Annotated in this window: 24 protein-coding genes; 10 read left to right on the forward strand and 14 right to left on the reverse strand. The window is 51.3% G+C overall.

Features of this window, described 5'->3' with window-relative positions:
• The first annotated feature begins 116 nt into the window (after nucleotides 1–116).
• The gene (locus EGT51_RS12895) at nucleotides 117–275 is read left to right on the forward strand and encodes a hypothetical protein (RefSeq protein WP_167850121.1); all 159 of its coding nucleotides are present in this window, start codon (nucleotides 117–119) and stop codon (nucleotides 273–275) included.
• Between the two features lie 99 nt (nucleotides 276–374).
• Nucleotides 375–1,223 (forward strand): aldo/keto reductase, encoded by an 849-nt coding sequence (locus tag EGT51_RS02365; RefSeq protein WP_135367200.1) that lies wholly within the window; start codon nucleotides 375–377, stop codon nucleotides 1,221–1,223.
• Between the two features lie 519 nt (nucleotides 1,224–1,742).
• Here the strand turns inward: EGT51_RS02365 and yjeM are convergent.
• The 6 genes from yjeM to EGT51_RS02395 form a co-directional block, all read right to left on the reverse strand.
• Nucleotides 1,743–3,236, reverse strand: coding sequence for a glutamate/gamma-aminobutyrate family transporter YjeM (gene yjeM, locus EGT51_RS02370; protein ID WP_135367201.1), 1,494 nt, complete (start codon nucleotides 3,234–3,236; stop codon nucleotides 1,743–1,745).
• Nucleotides 3,237–3,561: 325 nt separating this feature from the next.
• Nucleotides 3,562–3,987, reverse strand: coding sequence for an Hsp20/alpha crystallin family protein (locus tag EGT51_RS02375; RefSeq protein WP_125575550.1), 426 nt, complete (start codon nucleotides 3,985–3,987; stop codon nucleotides 3,562–3,564).
• 276 nt (nucleotides 3,988–4,263) lie between these two features.
• The gene (locus EGT51_RS02380; RefSeq protein WP_135367202.1) at nucleotides 4,264–4,584 is read right to left on the reverse strand and encodes an addiction module toxin RelE; all 321 of its coding nucleotides are present in this window, start codon (nucleotides 4,582–4,584) and stop codon (nucleotides 4,264–4,266) included.
• On the reverse strand, nucleotides 4,584–4,919 hold the full coding sequence (locus EGT51_RS02385; protein ID WP_135367203.1) for a type II toxin-antitoxin system Phd/YefM family antitoxin: 336 nt from the start codon (nucleotides 4,917–4,919) through the stop codon (nucleotides 4,584–4,586). Before EGT51_RS02385 ends, EGT51_RS02380 begins: the two co-directional genes overlap by 1 nt.
• A 148-nt stretch (nucleotides 4,920–5,067) precedes the next feature.
• Complete coding sequence (locus tag EGT51_RS02390; RefSeq protein WP_135367204.1) at nucleotides 5,068–5,526, reverse strand: hypothetical protein; 459 nt, start codon at nucleotides 5,524–5,526, stop codon at nucleotides 5,068–5,070.
• 249 nt (nucleotides 5,527–5,775) lie between these two features.
• The gene (locus EGT51_RS02395; protein ID WP_135367205.1) at nucleotides 5,776–6,135 is read right to left on the reverse strand and encodes a hypothetical protein; all 360 of its coding nucleotides are present in this window, start codon (nucleotides 6,133–6,135) and stop codon (nucleotides 5,776–5,778) included.
• A gap of 403 nt (nucleotides 6,136–6,538) precedes the next feature.
• Between EGT51_RS02395 and EGT51_RS02400 the strand changes: the two genes are divergently transcribed.
• Entirely contained in the window at nucleotides 6,539–7,912 is a 1,374-nt protein-coding gene (locus EGT51_RS02400; protein WP_135367206.1) for a hemolysin family protein, read from the forward strand.
• Nucleotides 7,913–8,012: 100 nt separating this feature from the next.
• Complete coding sequence (locus tag EGT51_RS02405; RefSeq protein WP_135367207.1) at nucleotides 8,013–9,011, forward strand: LacI family DNA-binding transcriptional regulator; 999 nt, start codon at nucleotides 8,013–8,015, stop codon at nucleotides 9,009–9,011.
• A 70-nt stretch (nucleotides 9,012–9,081) separates the two neighbouring features.
• Here the strand turns inward: EGT51_RS02405 and EGT51_RS02410 are convergent, their stop codons facing one another.
• From EGT51_RS02410 to EGT51_RS02420, 3 genes are all read right to left on the reverse strand, one after another.
• Nucleotides 9,082–9,855, reverse strand: coding sequence for an SDR family NAD(P)-dependent oxidoreductase (locus EGT51_RS02410; RefSeq protein WP_135367208.1), 774 nt, complete (start codon nucleotides 9,853–9,855; stop codon nucleotides 9,082–9,084).
• A 411-nt stretch (nucleotides 9,856–10,266) separates the two neighbouring features.
• Nucleotides 10,267–10,446, reverse strand: a complete 180-nt coding sequence (locus EGT51_RS02415; protein ID WP_125575562.1) for a hypothetical protein — start codon at nucleotides 10,444–10,446, stop codon at nucleotides 10,267–10,269.
• Between the two features lie 9 nt (nucleotides 10,447–10,455).
• Complete coding sequence (locus EGT51_RS02420) at nucleotides 10,456–10,653, reverse strand: hypothetical protein (RefSeq protein ID WP_135367209.1); 198 nt, start codon at nucleotides 10,651–10,653, stop codon at nucleotides 10,456–10,458.
• 132 nt (nucleotides 10,654–10,785) lie between these two features.
• Here EGT51_RS02420 and EGT51_RS02425 point away from each other — a divergent pair, with 132 nt between their 5' ends.
• Nucleotides 10,786–11,715 carry an AEC family transporter gene (locus EGT51_RS02425; RefSeq protein WP_135367210.1) on the forward strand — a complete coding sequence of 310 codons (930 nt, stop codon included), beginning with the start codon at nucleotides 10,786–10,788 and terminating at the stop codon, nucleotides 11,713–11,715.
• A gap of 215 nt (nucleotides 11,716–11,930) precedes the next feature.
• Here the strand turns inward: EGT51_RS02425 and EGT51_RS02430 are convergent, their stop codons facing one another.
• The 3 genes from EGT51_RS02430 to EGT51_RS02440 all read right to left on the reverse strand — a co-directional run bounded on the left by EGT51_RS02430 (nucleotide 11,931) and on the right by EGT51_RS02440 (nucleotide 16,078).
• Nucleotides 11,931–13,364, reverse strand: a complete 1,434-nt coding sequence (locus EGT51_RS02430) for a DHA2 family efflux MFS transporter permease subunit (protein ID WP_135367211.1) — start codon at nucleotides 13,362–13,364, stop codon at nucleotides 11,931–11,933.
• A 128-nt stretch (nucleotides 13,365–13,492) separates the two neighbouring features.
• Nucleotides 13,493–15,010, reverse strand: a complete 1,518-nt coding sequence (locus tag EGT51_RS02435; protein ID WP_135367212.1) for an ABC-F family ATP-binding cassette domain-containing protein — start codon at nucleotides 15,008–15,010, stop codon at nucleotides 13,493–13,495.
• Between the two features lie 483 nt (nucleotides 15,011–15,493).
• Nucleotides 15,494–16,078, reverse strand: coding sequence for a hypothetical protein (locus tag EGT51_RS02440; RefSeq protein WP_135367213.1), 585 nt, complete (start codon nucleotides 16,076–16,078; stop codon nucleotides 15,494–15,496).
• A gap of 159 nt (nucleotides 16,079–16,237) precedes the next feature.
• Between EGT51_RS02440 and nrdI the strand changes: the two genes are divergently transcribed.
• Together nrdI and EGT51_RS02450 are read left to right on the forward strand one after the other, a co-directional pair.
• Nucleotides 16,238–16,708 (forward strand): class Ib ribonucleoside-diphosphate reductase assembly flavoprotein NrdI, encoded by a 471-nt coding sequence (gene nrdI / locus EGT51_RS02445; protein ID WP_135367214.1) that lies wholly within the window; start codon nucleotides 16,238–16,240, stop codon nucleotides 16,706–16,708.
• Nucleotides 16,705–17,469: an NADPH-dependent oxidoreductase gene (locus tag EGT51_RS02450; RefSeq protein ID WP_167850122.1), complete on the forward strand. Its 765-nt coding sequence runs from the start codon at nucleotides 16,705–16,707 to the stop codon at nucleotides 17,467–17,469. Before nrdI ends, EGT51_RS02450 begins: the two co-directional genes overlap by 4 nt.
• Nucleotides 17,470–17,973: 504 nt before the next feature.
• On the opposite strand, the gene EGT51_RS02455 is transcribed toward EGT51_RS02450, so the two are convergent.
• Nucleotides 17,974–19,089, reverse strand: coding sequence for an AAA family ATPase (locus EGT51_RS02455; protein ID WP_135367215.1), 1,116 nt, complete (start codon nucleotides 19,087–19,089; stop codon nucleotides 17,974–17,976).
• A 437-nt stretch (nucleotides 19,090–19,526) separates the two neighbouring features.
• Entirely contained in the window at nucleotides 19,527–20,696 is a 1,170-nt protein-coding gene (locus EGT51_RS02460; RefSeq protein WP_135367216.1) for an MDR family MFS transporter, read from the reverse strand.
• Nucleotides 20,697–20,924: 228 nt separating this feature from the next.
• On the opposite strand from EGT51_RS02460, the gene EGT51_RS02465 reads away from it, so the two are divergent.
• From EGT51_RS02465 to EGT51_RS02475, 3 genes are read left to right on the forward strand one after another with little or no spacing between them, the layout of a single operon-like run.
• On the forward strand, nucleotides 20,925–21,152 hold the full coding sequence (locus EGT51_RS02465) for a heavy-metal-associated domain-containing protein (protein WP_135367217.1): 228 nt from the start codon (nucleotides 20,925–20,927) through the stop codon (nucleotides 21,150–21,152).
• A gap of 22 nt (nucleotides 21,153–21,174) precedes the next feature.
• Nucleotides 21,175–21,402 carry a heavy-metal-associated domain-containing protein gene (locus tag EGT51_RS02470; protein WP_135367218.1) on the forward strand — a complete coding sequence of 76 codons (228 nt, stop codon included), beginning with the start codon at nucleotides 21,175–21,177 and terminating at the stop codon, nucleotides 21,400–21,402.
• 34 nt (nucleotides 21,403–21,436) lie between these two features.
• Nucleotides 21,437–22,000, forward strand: coding sequence for a Dps family protein (locus EGT51_RS02475; RefSeq protein WP_135367219.1), 564 nt, complete (start codon nucleotides 21,437–21,439; stop codon nucleotides 21,998–22,000).
• The last annotated feature ends 321 nt before the right edge of the window (nucleotides 22,001–22,321 follow it).

Genomic DNA, 22,321 nt, shown 5'->3' on the forward strand with positions numbered 1-22,321 from the left:
CTTTTGCGTAATCCTTTACGGAATCGCAACCAAATTTGCCGCCGTCTACCGCCCCCTGTCGCCGCGAGAAGACTATACTGGAATTGGTAACAAACTATTCAAGGGGAGGGTTTATTTTGAACCATAAATCTACAGCGGTTATTTTATTTATTCTCTACGTGATTTTGCTGGGATGCATGTTGACCCACCAAGATATGTTGGCAATGTGGCTGATGACCTTTGGGATGCTGATTGAGGCTAGCGTCAACCTGTACGACCAATTCAAGCGGCGGTAAGCGTTGTCATTTCCGTGATTTTAGCTTAAGATTAGAAGTATTATGTGTGGTGACGCACACGAAATGACTGACGGTATCTGCCGTCAAGGAGGAAATTTAATGGCACCTACCAAAATCACCAAGACCATCAAGCTCGCGGACGGCAATCACATGCCGGTCATGGGCTTTGGGACGTACAAAATCGGCGACCAAGAAACTATGAACACCGCAATCGACGCGGCTTGGAACGCCGGATATCGGATGTTTGACACCGCCATGTTGTACCGCAACGAAGACATCCTGGGCCCCGCAATCCAACAGCTGGGCTTACCTCGTGAAGGCCTGTTTTTGACCAGCAAGGTCGCCGAAGTCGTTCAAGGGTATGACCGGACCATGAAGGCCGTCGAAGGCTCGCTGAAGCGGCTCCAAACAGACTACTTGGACCTGCTGCTGGTTCACTGGCCCGTTCGTGAATACTTCTTTGATACCTGGAAGGCCATGGAACAACTCAAGGCCGATGGCAAGGTCCGGTCAATCGGGGTCTCCAACTACACCATTTCTCACCTGGAACTGCTCGCTACACAGGCCAAGGAAATGCCCGTCGTTAACCAGGTTGAATACCACCCCTACTTAAACCAACAGGCGCTGTTCGACTACGACCAGGAGAAAAATATCGTGACGGAGGCCTGGAGTCCCTTGGGTCGCCGCGCCGTATTGGACAACCCCATGTTAATGAAGATTGCCAAACACCATCAGAAATCCGTCGCCCAAATCGTCTTGCGCTGGGAACTCCAACACGAGCTGGTCACGATTCCCAAGTCCACGCATCCCGACCGTATCAAGGAAAACGCCGAGATCTTTGACTTTGACTTAGACGTCGACGAAATGACCATGATCGACATCCTCAACCGCAACGAGCGGACGGGGAACGAACCGGAAATCGTTTACGAAACCGGTAAGCAATACTAAGCGCGCTGGACTGGGCAACATTGTAGGAACTGGCCGCCTGCCGTTCGTCAACTATGGGTTGGAGCGCGGTGGGCGGACCAGCCGAGCCAAAGGACGGTCTCGGCCTCGCTTTGAGCCGATAACCCGCGTCTCAAAGACGCCAGTTGCCTAAGCGGTATGAATCGCACCGCTAAGGCAACTCCCACGGCTGAACCCATATTTGACGAACTCCCGGCTACGATTGCGGTTGTCAGCGGCGACTAGTGTTGTCCCCCCTATCGTCAACTATTAATACCAGCAGTGATTTAAAAAGCGCAACCGACTTGCCCTCTCAGCGAGTCGGTTGCGTTTTCTAGTAATAGTCGGTTAAATAACTAGCCTGTGACGTTTCCCGTCAACTAACACTCTGGGGGTTACGTCATAAGCGACCCAGTAAAACACTCCCCGATGGCGAAGACTTCCGATTTCACCACTCATCATCAAAAAAGCCACCAACTTGCATTCCAGCAGGTCAGTGGCTTTTTGATGACTCACGGTTAATTAATCATTCGCATGCTTGCGTTGGCGAATATCATACCAGATGATTCCCATGACCCCGAACAGGATTGGGCCGACCAGCATCCAAATCGTGCTTTGGACGTCGCCGTTTTCCAAGATGGGTTGGACCAGCGTGAAGGTGTTGGCGCCCAAGACCACGATGAAGACGACCCAGCTGATGATGGTCGTCCAGGTTGGGGACTTGTAGACCTCAAAGGGCTTCATGATGTCGCGGTTATGCTTGAATTTTGGAAAAGCGTAGACCAAGAACAGGTATGGCAGCGTCATGGAAACGTTGGCCATCAAGGTCAAGATGTTGTAGAAGGCCGAGGCATCTGACGAGGCAAAGGATGCCAGCAGGATGATCACGATGACCACCGCACACTGTAACATCATGGCGTAGCTCGGCATGTCGTTGGCATTAAGCTTGGTGAACTTCTTCGGCCACATGGATTTAGGCGTCCCCATGATCAACGTCTTCAGTGGTGAATATGTTAACGTGAAGAAGGCCCCCGAGTAGGCCAGGAACATGCCCAGGCCGGTGTAACGGGCGAACCACAGGCCAATCGTGGTACTCGTCGCGGCACTCAGGCCGAGCGACTCACCCAAGACATCCCCGAGATTGCGCATCATGACATAACTGATATTCCCCATGTTGGTCGTCGGGTCGGACAGGACCTTTTGCCAGTTCGTACTGATCCCCCAGCACAGAATCCCAATGGCGTAGCCCAGCGTGATGACGATAGCCGAGATGACAATGGCCTTGGGGAAGGTCTTTTCCGGATTCTTGGTCTTATCGACCATCCCCCCGAGGACTTCCAGGCCTCCGTAAGCAAAGATGGCAAACACGGCAAAGCTCATGATGCCCATCGGTTGCTGGTAATTGGGGTGTGGCGAGTGCAAGAAGGTGTTCAGCGGTTGGGCAAATTCACCGTGACGCAAGGCCAAGACGATTCCGGAAATGACCAGCAGGATGGCGTTTAGACTCATGACAGCTAATCCCCCCAGGCTGGTGATGCGCACGATGCCCTTGACCCCCTTGATGGAGACCCAGGTCACCAAGATCATCCACAGACACGACAGAATCCCAATGACCTGCGTAGCGTTCATTCCGGCAAAGGCGAAGTTCTGCGTTTGGTCACGGCCAAAGAAGGTCGTGGTAAACGGAATCCAGACCTTGGCGGAAGTGGAGACCAGCCAGATGATGTAGGACGCAAACCACATGAAGGTCCCGATAAAGGCAAACCGCGGTCCGACACTGCGGTCCAGCCACTGGTACATCCCGCTCCCCTCGTCAGACTTAATCGCGGCCCCGTATTCAGCCATCATTAAGGCAAACGGAATAAAGAACAGCACTGCGGCGGCTAAGTAAAATAGAATCGAAGAGTAACCCATCAAGAAATAGGCTACCGTACTGTTGGCAAAGCCAAAGACGGTCGTAAAGATCATCATGACTAAGGCCATTAAGGTGATTTTATTGTTATTATTATCAGCCATTATTTTCTCTCCAATATTTTCAAACTGCCCGATTGTAGGCGCTTTAATTAGTTTACATGAGCGACCATACAATCCGCTGGCATTTCAATAATAGCTGGGTAAATTTTTCGTGTGATAACTGGATGTTTTCTAATGCGGTGGGGGCTGGCAAATAGTTCCCCCTTGTAAATGGCTCGGCCAAAAACGAGCCCCCTCTTTTAGCAGGTCACTTCTATCCTTGTCTCCCGTTTAGGGGCAGGGCTATTGAACACCGCTAACTGCTAACCAACGGCAAAAAAGCGCCCCCGCCATTGCCAGCGAGGACGCTTTTTAATTTACGAATCGATTAGTCGATACTAATGTGATGGTTGTCTTCAACCTCAGTTTGCTTTGGCAACGTCAAGGTCAAGACGCCTTCATCATACTTGGCTTCAACCTTCTTCAAGTCAATGCTTGGCAGGTAGAAGGAACGCGCAACATTTTGGCTGCTACGTTCTTGACGGAGAACCCGGCCATCGTCATCCTTCGTGGCTTGCTTAACTTCGGACTTCCCAGAAATCCGCAGCGTGTCGTCACGATAATCGACGTGGATGTCTTCTTTCTTGAAGCCAGGCATTTCAGCCGTAACCACGTAGTCCTTATCGTGTTCAACCACATCAGTCTTCATGGAGCCATCGCCGCTAAACATGTCGCGTCCCAGGTTACCCACTTCATTAAAGAAATTCATTGGATCAAAGAAATCAAAGTTCCGGTTCATAACATCGTTAGTCATAATCAATAACCCCTTTCTGTCTTCCTTGTTTACATTTTCTATAATAGTCAGTATTGGTCAGAATTGCAAGTAATTAGCACTCGACTAATAGGAGTGCTAAATCCCCGCCATAAACGCCGCTAATTCGGCGTTTATGTAAATGCATTGTAGGACCCATCGACAGAAAGGTCAATTATTTTGTTTAAAGGTCAAAGAAAAACTAGTTGACTTTCAGCTGCTTAGCTCCCAGTTGACACAAATTAAAAGAGCTTGCCACGCTGGCAAACCCTTCTGCTGTCACTCTTTAAATTTAGATAACCGCTTTTCCGCAGTATGATAGACTTTCTTGTCCGCACGCCGCCCAATCGCCACGATTTGAATGACCTGAATCTGTTGGTCTACCTGGCGAAAAACGATACGGAGTCCTAAATGCTTATTTTTTAATTTACGACAACTGCTGAGCTCACCAGCTAACGGTTGTCCAGCACGCATTCCTAGAAGGCGAATACGGTCCAACCCCTTGTCGACAAAGACCTTTTGTGACCCATCGAGTTGCTGATAATCTCGCCAGGCCGCGGAAAGATACGCGAGTTGGTAAGGAGGATCCTGATCAGCCATTAGCCCCACCCATCATTTTCGTCAAGGTGCGGCGTCTCGTTGGCCAATGACCCACGCACCGTTTGATCATCCACTAACGGTGCCTGTTCGCGGTCTTGGCGATGCAAGCGTTGGGTCACCAGATAATCCTGCTCTAACTCAAATACGCGATCTTGGAGCGCCTCATTTTGATTGACCAATGCCTCATAGTCCGCTACGTCCAGAACCACGCCAGCCGGTTGATCCCGATTGAAAATGTAAACCCCAGTCTGCTTTGCCGCCGCTCGGGCAAACAGCTTAGTCGGTGACTTCTTTAAATCCGTGATATTACTGAAGGGGATATTCATTGTCCGCATGTCTTGAGCCTCCCTTTTTGCTCTGATTATACCGGATACGACCACATTAAGATAGCTAAACGTCTTATAAAAAACATTATTAAAACTTCTAAAAGACTATTTCATGTTTAAAAAGCGCAGCCAGGTTATCCCAGCTACGCTCCTTCATTTAATAACGATAATAATAACTGGTTTGACCCTTACCTGGTCCCATTGGTGGCAGGTAGCATCGCAAAGCCGTTTTTCCGTGATGCTTCAGCTTTTTCCAGTAAGGCCACTGATCCGAGTAACTTTGGCCCACGTAATAACCCCATTTTCCTTTGGAAATCGACAGGTCACTGTACCATGGTGAGGTGCCAACGCGTTTGGCAACCTTAAACGTCTTGCCAGATAAGCGATGCCATTTACGCTGGCCCGCATTCTTCGTTTTCCACTGCCATTTGGTAAAAATCACCTTGTCGTAGCCGTGCTTTTGCGAATTGTAACTGCGCCAATGACCCCGCAACGACTTAGGCACCACCGTGTAATGCTTCTTAGCCGCCTGCGCAGTCACTGAACTGCTAGATACCAGTGCAATACCACTGATCAGCGCCAGTAAAACAGCCAGTTTTAGCCAACCTTTTTTCATCCTCGATTCACTCCCCAATCACTAATTTAGCGGTGTTAACCACCACCCACTACCTATCATACCCCTGTTCGGCCTTCATGCCCACAGGTTATTGACGTCTGCTTGGTTTGGATAGCCTCAATTTTATTTTTCACCAACTGCGTCCTCACACAAAAATCATCCTGGGGTACTTTCCAGAATGACCTTTTGGCTGTGTTTGACAACAGAAAAAAAGAGCAGCCAGGTCATCCCAGCTGCTCTCCCATTAAATTAGTAAGTGGTTTGTTGAACCTTGTTGTCAATAATCTTTTCGCCTAAGGCTTCTGACAACTTGTGTAGCCCGGCATCCCGCGTCTTGACGATATCCATATTGAAGATGATGGAATCAATGTCACCACCGTCAAAGTCAAATTGTTCGAAGTAGACGTAAGGATCGTGGTCATCGTCGTCGTTTAAGAAATGCTTCATAACTGCATCAGATAAAGCGGTTGCCCATTCTAAATCTGCCATCTTTGGTAAATCTTTCTTCGTCACATACCCCGGATCAAGAACCAACTTCGCCGCTTTTTCCACATCTTCTTTAGGAATTTGTACGGTCGTTTCTGTTTTTTCTTTAGGTGTATCTGCCATAATCAAAATCTCCTTTGATGTTACTGACTTTAGTCTAGTCCTTTTTAGTCGAAACGTTAAGTATTCCCTCGCGGTTTAACTGCGTTTGTGCCACATCAGTCTAACCGAGCCAGTTAATTGCGTTTTAACTGACTTTCTGAGTGACTAACTATTGGCCACAATCGTTTCACCCGTTACCGATGTAATTGCCCGTCTGGCAACGTTTGGCAGCGTTTGCTTTTATTGGGCGTTGCGTCTAGCCGGAATGGTCGGTCAAATTTCCAAAAAATCGCGAAAATTTTACGATGTTCGGTTGCTATGCGGCCCCAGAAAGGGTAAAATTTGCTTCAATTCACCCCCTGTGAAAAGGGGGTAAGACGCGCTATAATGAAGAGATAGAACGATATGAAATGAGGAATGATGTGTGGATAGCGGTCAGATAGTTGTGAATCTAATTATTATTTTAATTACCTTCTTTTTTGCAGCTTTCTTTGTTGCCTGCGAATTTGCTTTGGTCCAAACCCGGCCTAGTGCTCTGGAGGAAAAAATTGCCGAACGAGACAAGCCATCGACCAAGCTCAATCGGGCCATGAAAATGGTCACCAATTTGAATGAATACTTATCGACGACTCAAGTGGGGGTTTCCCTCGCTGGGATCATCTTAGGGTGGATTGGGGAGACGTTCTTCGTTGACCTGTTATTGGGCGGCATCGCCCCAGCTCACCTGAACGGCGCTACGGCCCACACCATCGCGGTTATCGTCGGGGTTTTACTACTGACGTACCTCGAAGTGGTCTTCACGGAAATTGTCCCAAAGAACATTTCCATTGATATGCCAATGAAAGTTTTGATGCTAGTGGTCACGCCACTGCATTACTGCCACGTCCTCTTTTACCCGTTCGTTTGGTTGCTCAACAGCAGTGCGTCTGGGGTAGTCAAATTGATGGGGCTGAAAGTGGCCAATGAAAGTGACGAAGTCTTCTCCCAAGCTGAAATTTTGAACCTCTCACGGAGTGCCGTTGAGGGTGGCGAACTGGAAAAAAACGACCTGGTCTACATGCAACGGGCATTTGAATTAAACGACAAGGTCGCCAAGGATATCATGATCGACCGGACCCAACTGGTGGTCATCGACATCACGGCCAACGTTAAGGAAGCCTTGAATGTCTACCTACAGGAACGGTTCAGCCGCTTGCCAGTCGTTGCCGATGGGGATAAGGATAAGATTTTAGGGTACGTCTACAATTACGACTTGATTCGTCAACAGCAGGTGGATTCTCACATTCGCATTGATAAATTGATTCGTGACATTTCGACCACGCCCGAAACGACGCCGATTACCCAGGTGCTGCAACAAATGATCAAGAAGCGGACCCCAATCGTCGTTGTCGTTGACGAATACGGGGGCACTTCCGGAATCATCACCGATAAGGATATTTATGAAGAGTTGTTTGGGACCGTCCGTGACGAAATCGACGATGCCAACGACCAGTACATTTTCAAGCAACCCAATGGCACTTACCAGGTCAACGGGAAGATGACGACTTATGACTTTGAGCGGTACTTCAACACCGATATCAAGGGCTTTGAGGCCTCCGATACGGTCACGATGGCCGGGTTTATCATTGATAACTACCCGGACGTGAAGGTCAACGACGTCATCCAACTGAAGAACTTCGACTTGAAGGTCTTGGATTACGAGAACTCCTTCATCAATTGGTTAGAGGTCACGGTCAACCCGCCGCAAAAGCAAATCGCGACGGCGGATGCCGAAGATCACGACAAGAAAGATAAGTAAAGTTAAACCCGCTGCTCTGGATTGAGCGGCGGGTTTTTTCGTGTGTACACTGACCCATTTATGCTAAAATACTAAGTAACTGAACTAAGGGAGACTCGTCATGAAAAATGTAACGATTGCTGATGTTGCCAAGGCTGCAGGCGTATCCGTCACTACTGTTTCGCGATTCATTAATGGCAACTATAAAAAAATGAGTGACACGACGAAACGGCGTGTGCAACAGACCATTACCGAGTTACACTATGCGCCTAAAGCCTCTGCCCGCAAAATGCGCCAAGATTTTAGTCAAATGATTGGTGTCGTCGTCGGTGATATTTCTAACGTTTTCTCTTCATTACTATTTAAGGGTATCTATGATGTCTTACAGCCAGCAGGATACGACGTCTTGCTCATGAATTCTAACAATTCGTTGGCGGCCGAGCAAAATGAATTGACACGGCTATTTACCCAACAGGTAGATGGCCTGATTCTGCAACCTAACGCTGAAACATTCACCCCTTATCAGCGAATTCGCGACGCACAGTTACCACTGGTGCTGGTGGATCGGGAAACAGTGGACCAGCCTCAAGGCGTTACCGCCATCGTCTCCAGTAACTTTGATGCCAGCTATCAACTCGCCATCAGATTGGCTAATCAAGGTTATCAAAATATCATTACTGTAAGTCGCACACTGGCTGAAATCTCGGCGCAATCGAAACGAATTGCTGGTTTCACCGCCGGCGCTATCCAATCACAACAAACCATGGTCAATTTAGAAACAGCCCATCATCACCGCGACTGGCTACAACAACAGCTCCAAGCAAAACTCGCGACTGCAACTGGGAAAACTGCAGTGATTTCTCTCATGGGCCCTGTCTTGTTTGACCTTTTGGCTGTTTGCCAGTCACTTCACCTAACTTTTCCGAATGATATTGGTCTAGTTAGTTTCGATGACTGGACCTGGTCGCAGTATGTAAACGACGGAATCTTCCTCCTCCAGCAACAACCTGAACTAATGGGTCACGTGGCTGCTGAGAAATTACTACAACAGATTCAGAAAGCGCCAGCCAGCGCCACAACTTACATTCCGGTAAGGACGATCGGGAAGCCGTCATTGTGAGTTAAGCTGGGAGTGGGGCCGTATTTTCCTCTGTTAACTAAGCGTGCAATATTTTCGCACCGCCCGTCTGCTACCGTAATAAGTACCCACCGTCTACCGGTAACATCACGCCGGTAACGTAGTCCGACGCAGCACTAGCTAGAAAGACCATGGGCCCCATTAGTTGCTCCGGAACGCCCCACTCGCCGGAAGGAATGTGCGCTTGGATTTCTGGCCCCCGCACTGGATCCTCTTGTAGTGGCTTAGTCATGTCCGTACTAATGTACCCGGGGGCGATGCCATTGACCTGAATGTTGTACTGCGATAATGCATCAGCATAGGCCTTCGTTAACCCCATTACTGCATGCTTGCTAGCCGTGTAAGGAAAAATAAATTTACCCGCACGATAAGACTGCATGGACCCAATATTGATGATTTTACCTGCTTGTTGCTTAGCCATTTGCTTAGCCGCCGCATGGGATAAGAAGTACAGCGCATTAAGATTTAAATTGATTACCTTTTGCCAATCAGCGTCTTTAAAATCCAAGACATCATTGCGTAGCTGCATACCAGCGTTATTGATTAAAATATCCAAATGCCCAAAGCGCTTGACTACCTCGGCAACGATTTGATCAGCACAATCAGGAACCGTAATATCCTGCAATAAAAATTCCACGCGCTGACCATTCGCTGAAATGCGATTTTTAAGTTCATCCCACCCATCTCGAGAATTACTTACGACAAAAATATCCGCACCATAGAGCGACAACGCGAGTGAATAATATTTACCTAATCCGTGAGCACCACCGGTAATAAGGGCAACTTTCCCTTTCAAAGAAAAACTTTCTGCGTTAAATTTGGTCATTTCAATAGCTTCCTTTTATGAATCGCCAAGCATCTCGTCGGATGATAGCGATTTCATTTTGTTTTTTAAACAAGGTGTATCGATACACCAAAGAGTATAACCGCCTTAATTTTAACTGTCAACTACAATTACCAATAAAAAAAGCGTAAACCTAATCTGGTCTACGGATTTCGTCATCTCATTTTCTTTTTATTTTAACGCGCTTGCCGAACCCGAAACGAGCCTGGGAGAATACTATCCCAGGCTCGTTTCACTTCACCTTTACATCGCTGAAACGTGTGCCAAAAGGCGACCGATTCCGATTAAACCTGATAACTAAACAATCCAAGACCAGGATTATTCGGTTATCAGCCTTAATGCTCGCCGGCCAATCGCCTTTTGTCTCACTCTCGTTTTTCATATGTATACCCTTTACCGCAGGCGCACTAACCCCTTCACCAGGTAGAACACGCCGCCTAAAAACAACAGGAAGCACACCCACCAGAACACACTGGTTACCCGAAATGGCAGAATATTCCAAATCATTAAAAACATAATTAACAGTCCACTCCAGAAATCCAGTGAATGGACGAAACGCTGATTAAATTGCATGGCTACCCCCTATTTTTTCTGTGGTCGTGTTGACCCAAATAGACCACGGGACAGTTCGTACACGCCAATCACGACCAGGATGACGGACACCACGATTTCGTAGACGCTGTTACCCGTCAATGGTGAAAAGCCCCAGCCACTCAGTACCAGGGCGACCAAGCCACCCCAGAAATTTGACGAACGATAAAATTCCTTGTTAAACATCACGTTACTGCCGCCTTTCTATTTACCTTCCATTCTAGCACGAATGATTAGGGGATTGACTACCCAATCGTTGACAGACCTGAAAATTAGTCCCAAGATGAACGTAACCGCATCGTAGAAAGGTAGGCTATCCGCTTGGACATCACGCAATTATCGAATCAAATCATTCTCATGTTTATTTTAATGGCGGTCGGCCTTTTGACCCACAAACTGGGCTTCATGCACGGGCAAACGGCGACGGATCTGACCAACATCCTGTTGTACATCGTCTCGCCTTGCTTGATCGTCAACGCCTTCGAGCAACACTTCTCTGCTAGCCGCTTACAGGCGCTGGCCTGGGTCATGCTGGGCATTCTCCTGACGTACGGCGTCATGGTCGTCATCACTCAGCTGGTCTTTAAACGCGTGGCCGACGCGAATTTACAGCGCATCATGCGCTTTGGCGCGGTCTACTCCAACGCCGGCTTCATGGGCGTGCCCCTGGCCAGCGCGCTGTTTGGTAGTACCGGTGTCTTCTTTGCCGTCGCCTCACTGGCGGGCTTCAACATCTTTTGCTGGACCCACGGCATTGCGCTGTTTACGCCCCATCAGGCAGACGACCACCACGTCAACTGGCGGCAGATCCTGCTCAATCCCAACATCGTAGCGATTGCGGTCGGCCTGATCATTTTCGTAAGCGCGATTCAGCTGCCCCGCCTACTCAACCAGACCATCACCTACGTCAGCTCCATCAACACGCCGCTGTCGATGATCGTCATTGGTAATAGCCTGGCGGCGGTCAAATTAAATCGCCACACGCTGGACCGTCGGCTGTGGTGGCCCCTGGCTCTACGCAACGTGGTGTTTCCGCTGGTGTGCCTGCTGATCCTCCAAGCCTTTGGCGTGCGCGGGATTCCGCTATACACGACCGTCTTAATGGCGGCTTGCCCGGTGGCGGGTAACGTAGTCCTGTTCACTCTAAAGGCCCACGGCGACACCAGCCCCGCCGTCACGCTAATGAGCCTGTCCACCATCTTGTGCATGGCCACGATTCCGTTGGTCTTTGCCTTGAGTAACTTGATTTAACGAGACAACTGGCGTCTTTGAGACGCGACCTTCGGCTCAAAGCGAGGCGTCGAGACCGTTTTTTGGCTCGACCCGTCCGCCCCAGCGTTCCTACCCATATTTGGCGAACTGTAGGCGGCCAGCTCAGAGTTTCACGTAACGGCAGGCGGTCACGTTTATTCCAAAGAAAAATGGTGCCCAGCCGCAGTGGTTGGACACCATTTTTAATCAGTTAATTAACGGTCTGCCTTGGGTAAACGCAAAGCCAGCAGGAAGCCGACTAAGGCCAAGACAAAGGTGAAGTAAAAGCCGTAATGCGCCCCGTTGACGAAGGCGCCAGCGGCATTGGTCGTGCCATTAGCCAGGTAAGCGGCTTGGCCGATGCCCAGCAAGCTGGTGGCAATCGCCGTCGCAATCGCACCCACGATCTGTTGCAGGGTGTTCATGATGGCACTCCCATCGGCGGCGATTGGGCCGGTCAGGGCGTTTAACCCGTGGGTCTGCGACGGTGACATCGCTAGCGGTGCCCCAATCATCAAGATAACGTGAGCCATGATGACGTACCAAACGGCGGAATGCGTGGACGTGAACGCCAGCATCAAGGCCCCGACCATCGAAATGATGAAGCCTAACCGGGCTGGCATTTGCGCGCCGACGTGGTCATACAACCGGCCAGAAACGGCGGAGACGATCGCGTTCATGACCCCACCTGGGAACATGATGATCCCGGTCAAGGCCACGGGCACCAGCAAGCCCTTTTGGATGTACATCGGTAACAGGTACATCGCGGACAGGATAATCCCGAAGTTGATCATGACCAAGATGGCCCCGATCCGGAAACCGGGAATGGCAAACGCCCGCAGGTTTAAAATCGGCTTGTCTACCGTTAACTGCCGGTGCGTGTACCAGGCCAGGATTAAGATCCCGACGATCAACGCGCCAATCACGGTTGCGGAGCCCCAACCTTGGTCACTGGCCAGGCTAACCCCGAGGACTAAGCTCCCGAAGCCTAACGTGGACAAGATGATGGATAAGAAATCCACCTTGGGCCGCGACACTTCGGCGATGTTCTTCAAGGAGGTTATCGCAAAGAGAAAGGCGATGACCAAGAATGGAACGAATAGCCAGAAGATCCACCGCCATGAAGCGACGCCCAAGACGATACCGGCTAAGGTTGGCCCCACGGCTGGTGCGAACATGATGACCAAGCCGACCATCCCCATGGCCGCGCCTAGCTTATACGGCGGGAAGATCTGCATGGCCACGGTAAACATCAGTGGCAAAATCAACCCGGTGGCGATCCCTTGGATCATCCGCCCAAACAACAACACCCCAAACCCGGGGGCTGAAGCGGAAATGATGGCCCCGACCGCAAAATCGATCAAGGCAAACAGGATAACCTGCCGTGTCGTGAACCATTTCGTAATAATACTGGACAGGGGTAAGACCACCCCGACCATTAACATATAGCCCGTCACGAGCCATTGAACCGTGGCCGTTGAGACGTTTAATTGCGCCATTAATTGTGGTAAAGCGATATTTAAGGACGTTTCGGAAAACATCCCGACAAAGCCCCCGATTAGCATCCCCATCATGGCAAGCATGGGGTGCGCGACTTGAACACGCGCTGTCTTTGCCATTTCTGGTTGGCTACTTTGTGCTGAATCCATTTGTTTTCACACTCACTTTCATTTAAACACAATGGATTACTTTAGCAGAAAAAAGCCGGCTTCGTAATAGCAAATTTAGAAAAAATTAAATTAAAACGGTTTCACGTCGACATTTCGGGCAAATTGTCCTACTTTTCTCCCTTGATGGCCGCCATCTGTTGGCGCAGTTCTTGCAGGCGAGCCGTGTCTAACTCGGGCGCCAGCATGGCCTGGTCGTATTCAAATTGCAGGCGCGGCAGGTCGGTAGCTGGCGTGCCCTGGGCCGTTTGGGCGGGGTCTACCAGCTGGCGGTCCTTGAACACCAACGTGCGCGTGGCCACGTGCTGGCGGAATTCCTGGTCGTGGGCGACGAACAAGACCGTGCCCGGATAGCCAATCAAGTAGTCTTCCAACGCTTGCAGCGCTGGCAAGTCCAAGTAGTTGGTCGGTTCATCTAGAATCAGCAGGTTGCTGGCACTCACCAGGATGGCCAACAGCTGAAGCTTGACCTGCTCGCCACCACTCAAGTCGCCCACCAGGCGATCATAGAAGCGCGCAGTTAAGCCAAACGCCCCCATGACCTGCCGCGTACGGTCGGCATCGAGCGCCGTGGCCGCGGCCATGACTTGCCAAACGGTCTTAGCGGCTGGCAGCTCCGTCATGTCTTGATGGAAGTAACCGACTCGCGCGCTGGGCGCTAAGCGGGTGTGTGGCGCGTGGTCCAGGATAGCCGTGATCAGGGTGGACTTGCCACAGCCGTTCGGTCCGACCAGCGCCACCCGTTCGCCGGGCGTGATGTCAAACCGGGCGTGGTGCAGTAGGTCATGACGCCCCCGCTTAAGATGCAGGTCTTCGGCGGCCACCAACCGTTTGCCGGTCACCGGCGGCAGGTCCGTCGCCACCAGCTTCAAGGCCGCGGCCTCGTGTGGCTTGACCGCCGTCGTTTGCCGTTCCGCGCGGTCACGTAAGGCCCGTGCGCCCCGTTCCATCTTCCCAGCATTTTGCTCCCGAATCGACCGCGAATTGGCCCGCTCAGCCTGACTCATATTGCGACTGCCCTTGCGAATCCGCTCGGCCTTTTCGTGGCGGGCTTGCACGGCCTGTTTCAATTTCCGGCGTTCAGCCTGCTCGTGTTGATACTGACTCAAGGCATTCTCGCGGCGCTGTTCACGATAGGTCGTAAATTCCTGGAAGCCCCCGTTGTATTGCGTGAATTGGTGGTCCTCTAGCGACCAGATCTGCGTGGCCACGGCGGTCAGAAGCTCACGGTCATGGGAAATGACCACTAGCAGGCCGGTAAAATGCAACAGTTGGGTCGTCAACCAGCGTTGGTGGTCGTCGTCCAAGTTAGCCGATGGCTCGTCCAAGATTAAAATGGCTGGCCGTTGGGCCAAGGCCCGGCGAATCCGGTCCAACATGCTTTGCCCGCCAGAACGGCCCGCGGTGGGCGCAATCTGTGGCACCAACACCACGTCATCCGTAACGGTGCGTTGTCCGGTGTAGTCGGTATCCGTACCGGCAATGATGTGCGCCAGGGTACTCTTCCCGGTCCCGTTGGCGCCAATGATGCCGACCCGATCACCGGCCTGGGCGGTTAAGCGTGCGGCGGTGAATAGCGACTCGCCCGCGATGGCTTTGGTGAGTTGATTTAAGTTGATTTGTGTCAAAAGGTCGTCCCCCTTTCCGTGACTGACTGCCGTTGGTCGTGTTGGGATGCGGTCCGTTTTTCGGCGTAGTGAGCTGCGCATGAATCGCTACGGACTGGGTTTGACCAACTTGATAAGCGACTAATGGATTTCTCTGCGACTGCCCAGTATCAGTCGCCAGTGAACGATGAGTTTGATTTGGTTGGGTCATTTGGTAATCCCCCTTTTAAAAAGCAGGGATTGAGGGTACAAAAATAGTGGCCGCATTTCCCGTTCGGAAATGGCGCCCACTGGTTGCGTTTGGCAACTCAGTCGGTGCACCATCAATCCCAATTGCAGGCCCACTCCACCCCTGGTCTACGGGTGAAGCTGACTAACATTTGAAGATTGATTAGTTGCGCATCGGCTGAATACCTCGTTCTTTCTTAAAGTACCCACAGAATAGCACAGGCAGTTTGTTTTGGCAAGCTATCCTAAACGAAAACGCGAGCCATCTGTCGTAATTTACGGTGTCTTAATAAACCAGGTTCCTTGACTTTGCACCTTTTTCCAAGACACGACGGCATGCTTGCCCCGCAATGGCTGTGTATTAAATTTGTGCGCCGCCAGCGTCCTCCAGGTATACAAGTGATTGTTCCATCTAATGCCATCAATCACCGGCGCATGGACCCAGTAATGATCGGTAACATACCTGGTTTTGCCATTAACTTTGTTGATGTAATAGCGATTCCACATCGATTTTCCTACTTTGGCCAACATGAATTGAGACCGATTAGGATGTTGCGTCACCAGTCTAACCGCCTTTTTAGAAAGCCGGTGTCTCGCCTTGTCCTGCGCAAGCGTCAATTCTCGGTTATTCCAAAAACGCGTGTCGGCATACCTGCTGGTGAAATGCATCGTTATCGTTTTGCCGTGACTAAACTTCCCCATGTGCTGGGGATGGATAAACCAATTCCCAGCGATCTCAGCTGGCACTCTGCTTAACTTACTAGCGGCTTGTACCTGCACCGGTGACGCCACTAAGAACAGACTACCGATTGCGGCAGCCACTAGTAGCCCCACGAACAATCCTTTGATTTGTCGTAACATTTCTTCGCTCCTCTGTGGGTTAACTTTGTCTTGCCATGACGCCTTCACTGCCATCGCGTGTCAACGATTACGCAGCTTCCTTCAAAACTTTCTCCACCACTCTCGCCGAAATCCGAGTACACTAGGAGTAAATCCATTATCAAAACCGGAGGGACTTGCATGCAACCTTTACGTATCTTATTTATTTCCATTGAAGGCAATACGCGCAACTTCGTGGAAAACCTCACCGCCTACGCGGCCAAGCAACACGCCGCTGACGCTGACCGACCGACCATCACCGCCACCGAAATCAGCGAGGCCAGTGACTTTGTCGCCGAGACACAGCCCTACTTTTGCTTCGTGCCGACCTACCTGGACGGTGGCAACGGCATCGACAACGGCGTCAAAGAGCTGATGACCAACGTGCTGGGCGAATACATTGCTTATGGACAAAACGCCACCCACTTGTTGGGTGTTGTGGGTAGCGGCAACCGTAATTTTAATGAGCAATACTGCCTGACTGCCAAGCGTTACGCCGCCAAGTTCAACGTGCCGTTCATTGCTAACTACGAACTCCGGGGTGTGCCTCGCGACGAGACGCGGGTTTACGACGCCCTGGTCGCCCGCGCGAAGGAAGTGACTAACGCATGATCAATCCAACCCTCACCACCCTATTGAATCACCGAAGCATTCGCAAGTTCACGGCGGAAAAGTTAACGCCGACCGAGGTCGACACATTGGTCAGTGCGGCCCAACATGCCGCCACCAGTACCTTTTCACAACAATACAGTATCATCAGCGTTACCGACCCGCAAAAGCTCGCGGTCCTCGGCGAAATCACGGGCCATCCCTGGCTGGAAGGTGCCGGGCATTACTTCTTGATGGTCGCTGACCAATACCGCAACGCCCAATTGACGCCGAAGAACGCCACCACCACGGCCAATCTCCACAGTACAGACAAGCTGCTGGCAGGTATCTTTGACGCCGCCATTGCCACGGAAGCCATGGTCACGGCCGGCGAGAGTCTCGGTCTAGGCAGCACCGTCATGGGTAGCATTTTAAACGACACGCTCCGGGTCATTTCACTGTTCAACCTGCCGGAATTGACCTTCCCCGTGCTGGGTTTGGCGGTCGGCCATCCCGCCGAAAAGCCGGCCTTAAAGCCGCGGCTCCCGCAAGAATTGGTCCACTTTGACAACGACTACCAGCCCATCACGGCTAACGACCCCATCTTGTCCGGGTACAACCACCTCATCACGACTTATTACCATGAGCGCGGCAGTCACCAGCGAGACGAAACGTTCACCCACCACATCGTCACGGAAATGAGTCGTGACCCGAAGCAACGCGCGGAAATCCTCGTGGCCCTGGCCCAACAGGGGTTCACACTGAACTCACCAATCCAAGACTAAATCGCATGCACTACGCCGCCAGCCAGGCTCCTGTCCTGACTGGTTTTTGTTTGCTTAATCGAAAGGCAAAAATCAGCTAAGGTTATTGATGTCCTGCGACCCATAACGTCAAAATAGTCGGTTACAGCCTCACAACGCGAACTGGCCGCCTACCGTTCGCCAAGGTAGTGCGTGCCAGTAACATTTGCCTTAACCCCATTTCATTAACACAGTGCTGCTGATAGACGTCAACTTTGCCGGAGGCAGCCAGAGTGGAGCCAGCTGTGTCGGCGGTGTTGGCTGAGGTTTTGTCTCAGCCTACAGCGCGGGACGACTTGAGAGACTGGCCGGTTTTGCCAGGCTTTCAAGCGAACCGAAAGACCGCCCCTCAGGCTGGAGGTGTTCCCCAGAGCAGGCGGAATTCTGGCTGACGCAGGCGCCTGGTCTTGCCAGCATCTTGGGTAAGCTCTCACATTTAACGAACGGTAGGCGGCCAGCCCCCACCATTGTTGCCAGTCAGCTGACTCACAGTCCCGCCGCGTCCGTTAAAAAGGCCGTCTGCAGGGTCTGGGCATCGATAATGGGGTGCGTGAACAGGCTGGGGGCCGCACTGGCCGTCGTGACCGGGTGCAATGTGCTTTCGCCACGATAGTTTTTTTCGGCCAAGTACCGTCGCGTGGCCGAGTTTGCCTGCCCTAACAAGGTGTCGTGGGAGGTCGAAAACAGCAACTGACTACGATTGACCTCCCCTGAAACCAGCGCTAGCAGCGCCATAGCGACTTCTGGCCGCACGGCACTGGCGAATTCATCCGCAATTACGGTTTGCGGGGCCGGGGCCACCTGGGCCGTGATGAAGGCCAGCCCCGCGGCCACCAATTGCTGGGTTCCGCTAGACGCTCGGTCCAGGGGCAATTCGACCACGTCTTCGACCTCGCCTTCCTCGTCGTATTGCTCGTACAACAAGGCCAACTCCGGCCGAGTGAACTGGGAGCCATCGAGAAACTGAACGGCCATTTGGTGCTGGGTCACCCCCGCCACCTCATTGCCGACTGCGTGAAGGAACTGGGTCAATTGGGGAATCACCCAGTCTTCGATCGCCAGATCTGCCTGTGGGCGATCCGTCAATACCACCAAATCGCGGGCAAACCAGCGGAACACGGCGACCGCCGGCTGATAGTTCGCCGCCTGGAGGCTGTCCAAAAACAATGCGTTGGGCCGCGTATTGGCTGCCGTCGTCCGTTGACCCGCCGGCACCTGGATCAAGTCGCCATTTTGGCGTAAGAACAGCCGCTGGAGCTGGCCGTCAGCCAGTTCTAAGGCCAATTCTTCAGCCAAGATGCGCGTCGCGTTGTAGCGCACGGCGTAGTGATAGCGCTGGTGGTCACAACTAATGGTGACGGCAAATTGCGTGGGTCGGAAGCGACTGGTGGTGTCCAGCATAAACGGCTCATAGGGCAGGGCATCGGTCACCTGTTCCGTGGGGGCCACAATCATCTGTTGAAAGACCGTGAGACCAGCCAACAACGCACTTTTCCCGGCACCGTTGAGCCCACTGAGGGCCACCCATTTCGCATCGGCAGTAGACAGAGTCGCGGTTTCCTTAAACGACCGAAAATTTTGCAACGAGAATTCAACTAACATGACATGACCTCCCTTTGGCTTTTAGATTACGCTACTCGGCAAAATTCACAATGATTTTCACCCGAAATGGCCAAATTTGCTATTACGGATTTAATAATCCTTCGAAAATTGACTTCAAATCGACTAAGCCGCGCCACACCGGCGTTTAGCTGAAGTCACAAAAATAGCGTGATTCCCAGCGGAAACCACGCTACTATCACTAATTTTTTAATCACTAAAGGCCTAACGCATTGATTCGCGGAACTAGGCGCGGTCCCCTCAAATTAGCGGAACCAGCAGCCGACGACAGCCAAGATGAACTCCGCCAGTAACGCGGGGACCGTTAGAAGCTAGTCGGTACAGTCAGCGTCACCAAGAACTAAGCCATTGTTAGTGGCAAGCTGTAGGCGACCAGTTCCCGCTATGACGCTAGTAACTGTTTGTCCTTCAACCGCTAGCTAATTCCGCTTCATCCGGGCGTTTCCCCGATGATTGGCCAGCATCACTGCCGCCAACGCCAACAGCATCAGTGCCGTGACTGACCAGAACAGGGAATGGTAACTGCCATACTCGATGATCAGCCCGCCGTACAGCGGTCCGACCGCCCGACCGAAGGAAATCGCCATGTTGTAAATTCCCTGGAATTTCCCCTTGTCGTTGTCGCCAGCCAAACTGTCGATCCAGGCGGGAATTCCCGGGAACCCGGTCATTTCACCCAGGGTCAAGATCACCATGGTCACCACGAACATCGCGTAGCTCTTGGCAAAGACCAACAGGAGAAATGACAGGATGAAGACCAGCGTCCCGGTCCAAATCTGCGAGCTGAGCTTGAAGTCCGATCCGATGCGGTTGACGATGGGCTGACCGAAGACGATCATCAACCCGTTGAGCGTCCACAGCAGACTGTATTTTTCAAACGAGATGCCCAGGTTGGTCATGTGCACCGAGATGACGCTTTCCCATAAGGAATAACTCATGTACAGGGCAAAGACCATCGCACTGATCAGCCAGATCAATTTCAACCGTGCCGGCTTGGCTGGGCCCTTGGCGTGTTCGTAGGTCTTTTGCTCAACGTCGGCTCTAAAGTCAAAGAAGAAGATCAACAACAGGGCTAAATAGCTGACCGCCGCCACGGAGAAGACCAGCGTCACACCGTGTTTCATCAGGACCCCGACCATCAAGGTCCCCACGACGACCCCTAAGTTCATCCCAATATAGAGATAATTGAACACTTTTCGGCTCTGCACCGACTTGACCGTGGCCGCAAAAGAATTGACGACGGTCATCACGATGCCATCGCCCAGACCAATCAACAGCAACATCACACCAAAGATCGGCCAGCCATGGAAGAAGATCAGTGTCGTCATGGGAATGAAGGAACACAACGTCCCGACAATGCCCGAGTAAAATGGCGACCAATGATCAAATAGCCAGCCACCTAGCCAATTGCCTAGAATCATACATAACGACATCCCCAACAACGCAATGCCCGCTAACGTCAGCGTTTGATGGAGCTGATTGTGCATGTAGACCGTGGTTAACGGCCACATACACGCCGCGGCGGCATTAAGCAGCAGCGTCGCCGACACAATCCCCGCCATACTGACTTCTCTTTTGGTTTTCCACATTTACTGTCCCTCACTTATCTTCGATCTGCCTTCATTGTCGCATATTTAAAATATTTCTGAAACAGTTACCGCTCCAAAAGCCGATGAAACCGCGTTTTTTTGCGAAAATCCATTTTTTTATTGAAGAAATCTGCTTAACTTGATTTGAGTCAAGTTCTTTTCCCCCGGCCGCCCGTATACTAAGTCATGTAATCAAGGCAAACGAAAAAGCCGAAGGAGGTTTTCATTATGAGTAAAGTAACCATGAAGTTAGATGATCTGACCTGCCCGTCTTGCATGACTAAAATTGAAGGCGCGCTGAGCAAACAGGACGGCGTCAAAAGCGTCAAGGTCTTGTTCAACGCCAGCAAGGTCAAAGCCGAATTCGACGACACCACCGTTTCTGCCGAAGATTTAGCCAACACCGTAACCAACCTAGGCTACGCCGTTCAAAGTAGTAAAGTTAAAGCCCTTTAAAACCATTAGGAGGTTTTCAATTATGAGTAAAGTAACCATGAAGTTAGACGCATTGACCTGCCCATCTTGCATGACCAAGATTGAAGGCGCGCTGAGTAAGAAGGATGGCGTGCAAAACGTCAAGGTCCTCTTCAACGCCAGCAAGATCAAGGCCGACTTCGACGATAGCCAAGTGACCGCTGAAAGCCTCACCGACACGGTCACCGATCTTGGCTACACCGTGAAGAGTTCTAAAGTTAAAGCCCTCTAAACCAGTCCCCTAAAAACGAAAGGAAGTTCAACCCATGACGACAACTACTATGAGTATCGAAGACCGTTTCGCAGCCGAACAAGCCCAAACTGACCACGACCACCACGTCCCAACGGCCGGCGCCATGACCAACCACATTTTGGCCAACCTGCACATCTCCATCGTGAAGTTCCATCAAGTGCGTTGGTCCGTCAAGGGGCCCCTGGCATTGAGCGTCCGTCAATTGCTGGCCGGCTACATTGACACCTACCGTCGCCAATTCGACGCGTTAGGCGAACTACTCTTGGACGAGGGAGAAATCGTCTCGACCACGACCAAGGAATTCCACGACTACAACATGTTACAAGAAAGTGGTGCCAAGAAGTACCTGAGTGCCGAAGACCAAGTCAGTGAGCTGGTCCACGACGCCGATACCCACAACCTCTTCATCGACCGGGCCATCAAGCTCGCCGAAAAGGAAGAACGTCCCGCTTTGGCTAGCTTCTTGACCGACCTGCGCGGCACCAACAACCACATCATCCGCGAACTCCAAGCCGTACTGGGCAACGACGCCCGCGACGGCCTGGACGAAGAAGACGATGATGACGACGAAGATTAATCACTAGCTTCACTCACTTACGAAATTGTTTCATCCTGCGAGAAAACGCGATTCACTCAGTACACTGCGAGGTGCTGAGTGAATCGCGTTTTTGTTTTGGGGTGGTTAGTGGCTTATCGGTTTCTTTGAGTAAGTTGTCAATTGACATTTTATAGACCTCACTTAGTTGAATTAGGTTATCTAGGGTCTGGGACAAAACTTCCCAGCCCCGTCGCCTTCACCTTGACATAGCTGAAACGTGCGCCAAAAGGCAGCCGGTTCCGCTTAAAACTGATAACCAAACAATCCAAGACCAGGATTATTCGGTTATCAGCCTTAATG

Origin of the sequence: Levilactobacillus suantsaiihabitans (assembly GCF_004745505.1) — a bacterium.
Taxonomy (GTDB): Bacteria; Bacillota; Bacilli; order Lactobacillales; family Lactobacillaceae; genus Levilactobacillus; species Levilactobacillus suantsaiihabitans.

Bases quoted from the DNA above. Each gene is read 5' to 3' on its own strand.
- nrdI (WP_135367214.1), top strand. From the start codon at position 16,238: ATGCAACCTTTACGTATCTTATTTATTTCCATTGAAGGCAATACGCGC.
- EGT51_RS02475 (WP_135367219.1), top strand. From the start codon at position 21,437: ATGACGACAACTACTATGAGTATCGAAGACCGTTTCGCAGCCGAACAA.
- EGT51_RS02410 (WP_135367208.1), bottom strand. From the start codon at position 9,855: ATGACCAAATTTAACGCAGAAAGTTTTTCTTTGAAAGGGAAAGTTGCC.
- yjeM (WP_135367201.1), bottom strand. From the start codon at position 3,236: ATGGCTGATAATAATAACAATAAAATCACCTTAATGGCCTTAGTCATG.
- EGT51_RS02470 (WP_135367218.1), top strand. From the start codon at position 21,175: ATGAGTAAAGTAACCATGAAGTTAGACGCATTGACCTGCCCATCTTGC.
- EGT51_RS02385 (WP_135367203.1), bottom strand. From the start codon at position 4,919: ATGCGGACAATGAATATCCCCTTCAGTAATATCACGGATTTAAAGAAG.
- EGT51_RS02440 (WP_135367213.1), bottom strand. From the start codon at position 16,078: ATGTTACGACAAATCAAAGGATTGTTCGTGGGGCTACTAGTGGCTGCC.
- EGT51_RS02375 (WP_125575550.1), bottom strand. From the start codon at position 3,987: ATGACTAACGATGTTATGAACCGGAACTTTGATTTCTTTGATCCAATG.
- EGT51_RS02450 (WP_167850122.1), top strand. From the start codon at position 16,705: ATGATCAATCCAACCCTCACCACCCTATTGAATCACCGAAGCATTCGC.
- EGT51_RS02390 (WP_135367204.1), bottom strand. From the start codon at position 5,526: ATGAAAAAAGGTTGGCTAAAACTGGCTGTTTTACTGGCGCTGATCAGT.
- EGT51_RS02465 (WP_135367217.1), top strand. From the start codon at position 20,925: ATGAGTAAAGTAACCATGAAGTTAGATGATCTGACCTGCCCGTCTTGC.
- EGT51_RS02395 (WP_135367205.1), bottom strand. From the start codon at position 6,135: ATGGCAGATACACCTAAAGAAAAAACAGAAACGACCGTACAAATTCCT.
- EGT51_RS02365 (WP_135367200.1), top strand. From the start codon at position 375: ATGGCACCTACCAAAATCACCAAGACCATCAAGCTCGCGGACGGCAAT.
- EGT51_RS02430 (WP_135367211.1), bottom strand. From the start codon at position 13,364: ATGGATTCAGCACAAAGTAGCCAACCAGAAATGGCAAAGACAGCGCGT.
- EGT51_RS02460 (WP_135367216.1), bottom strand. From the start codon at position 20,696: ATGTGGAAAACCAAAAGAGAAGTCAGTATGGCGGGGATTGTGTCGGCG.
- EGT51_RS02455 (WP_135367215.1), bottom strand. From the start codon at position 19,089: ATGTTAGTTGAATTCTCGTTGCAAAATTTTCGGTCGTTTAAGGAAACC.
- EGT51_RS02380 (WP_135367202.1), bottom strand. From the start codon at position 4,584: ATGGCTGATCAGGATCCTCCTTACCAACTCGCGTATCTTTCCGCGGCC.
- EGT51_RS02405 (WP_135367207.1), top strand. From the start codon at position 8,013: ATGAAAAATGTAACGATTGCTGATGTTGCCAAGGCTGCAGGCGTATCC.
- EGT51_RS02415 (WP_125575562.1), bottom strand. From the start codon at position 10,446: ATGCAATTTAATCAGCGTTTCGTCCATTCACTGGATTTCTGGAGTGGA.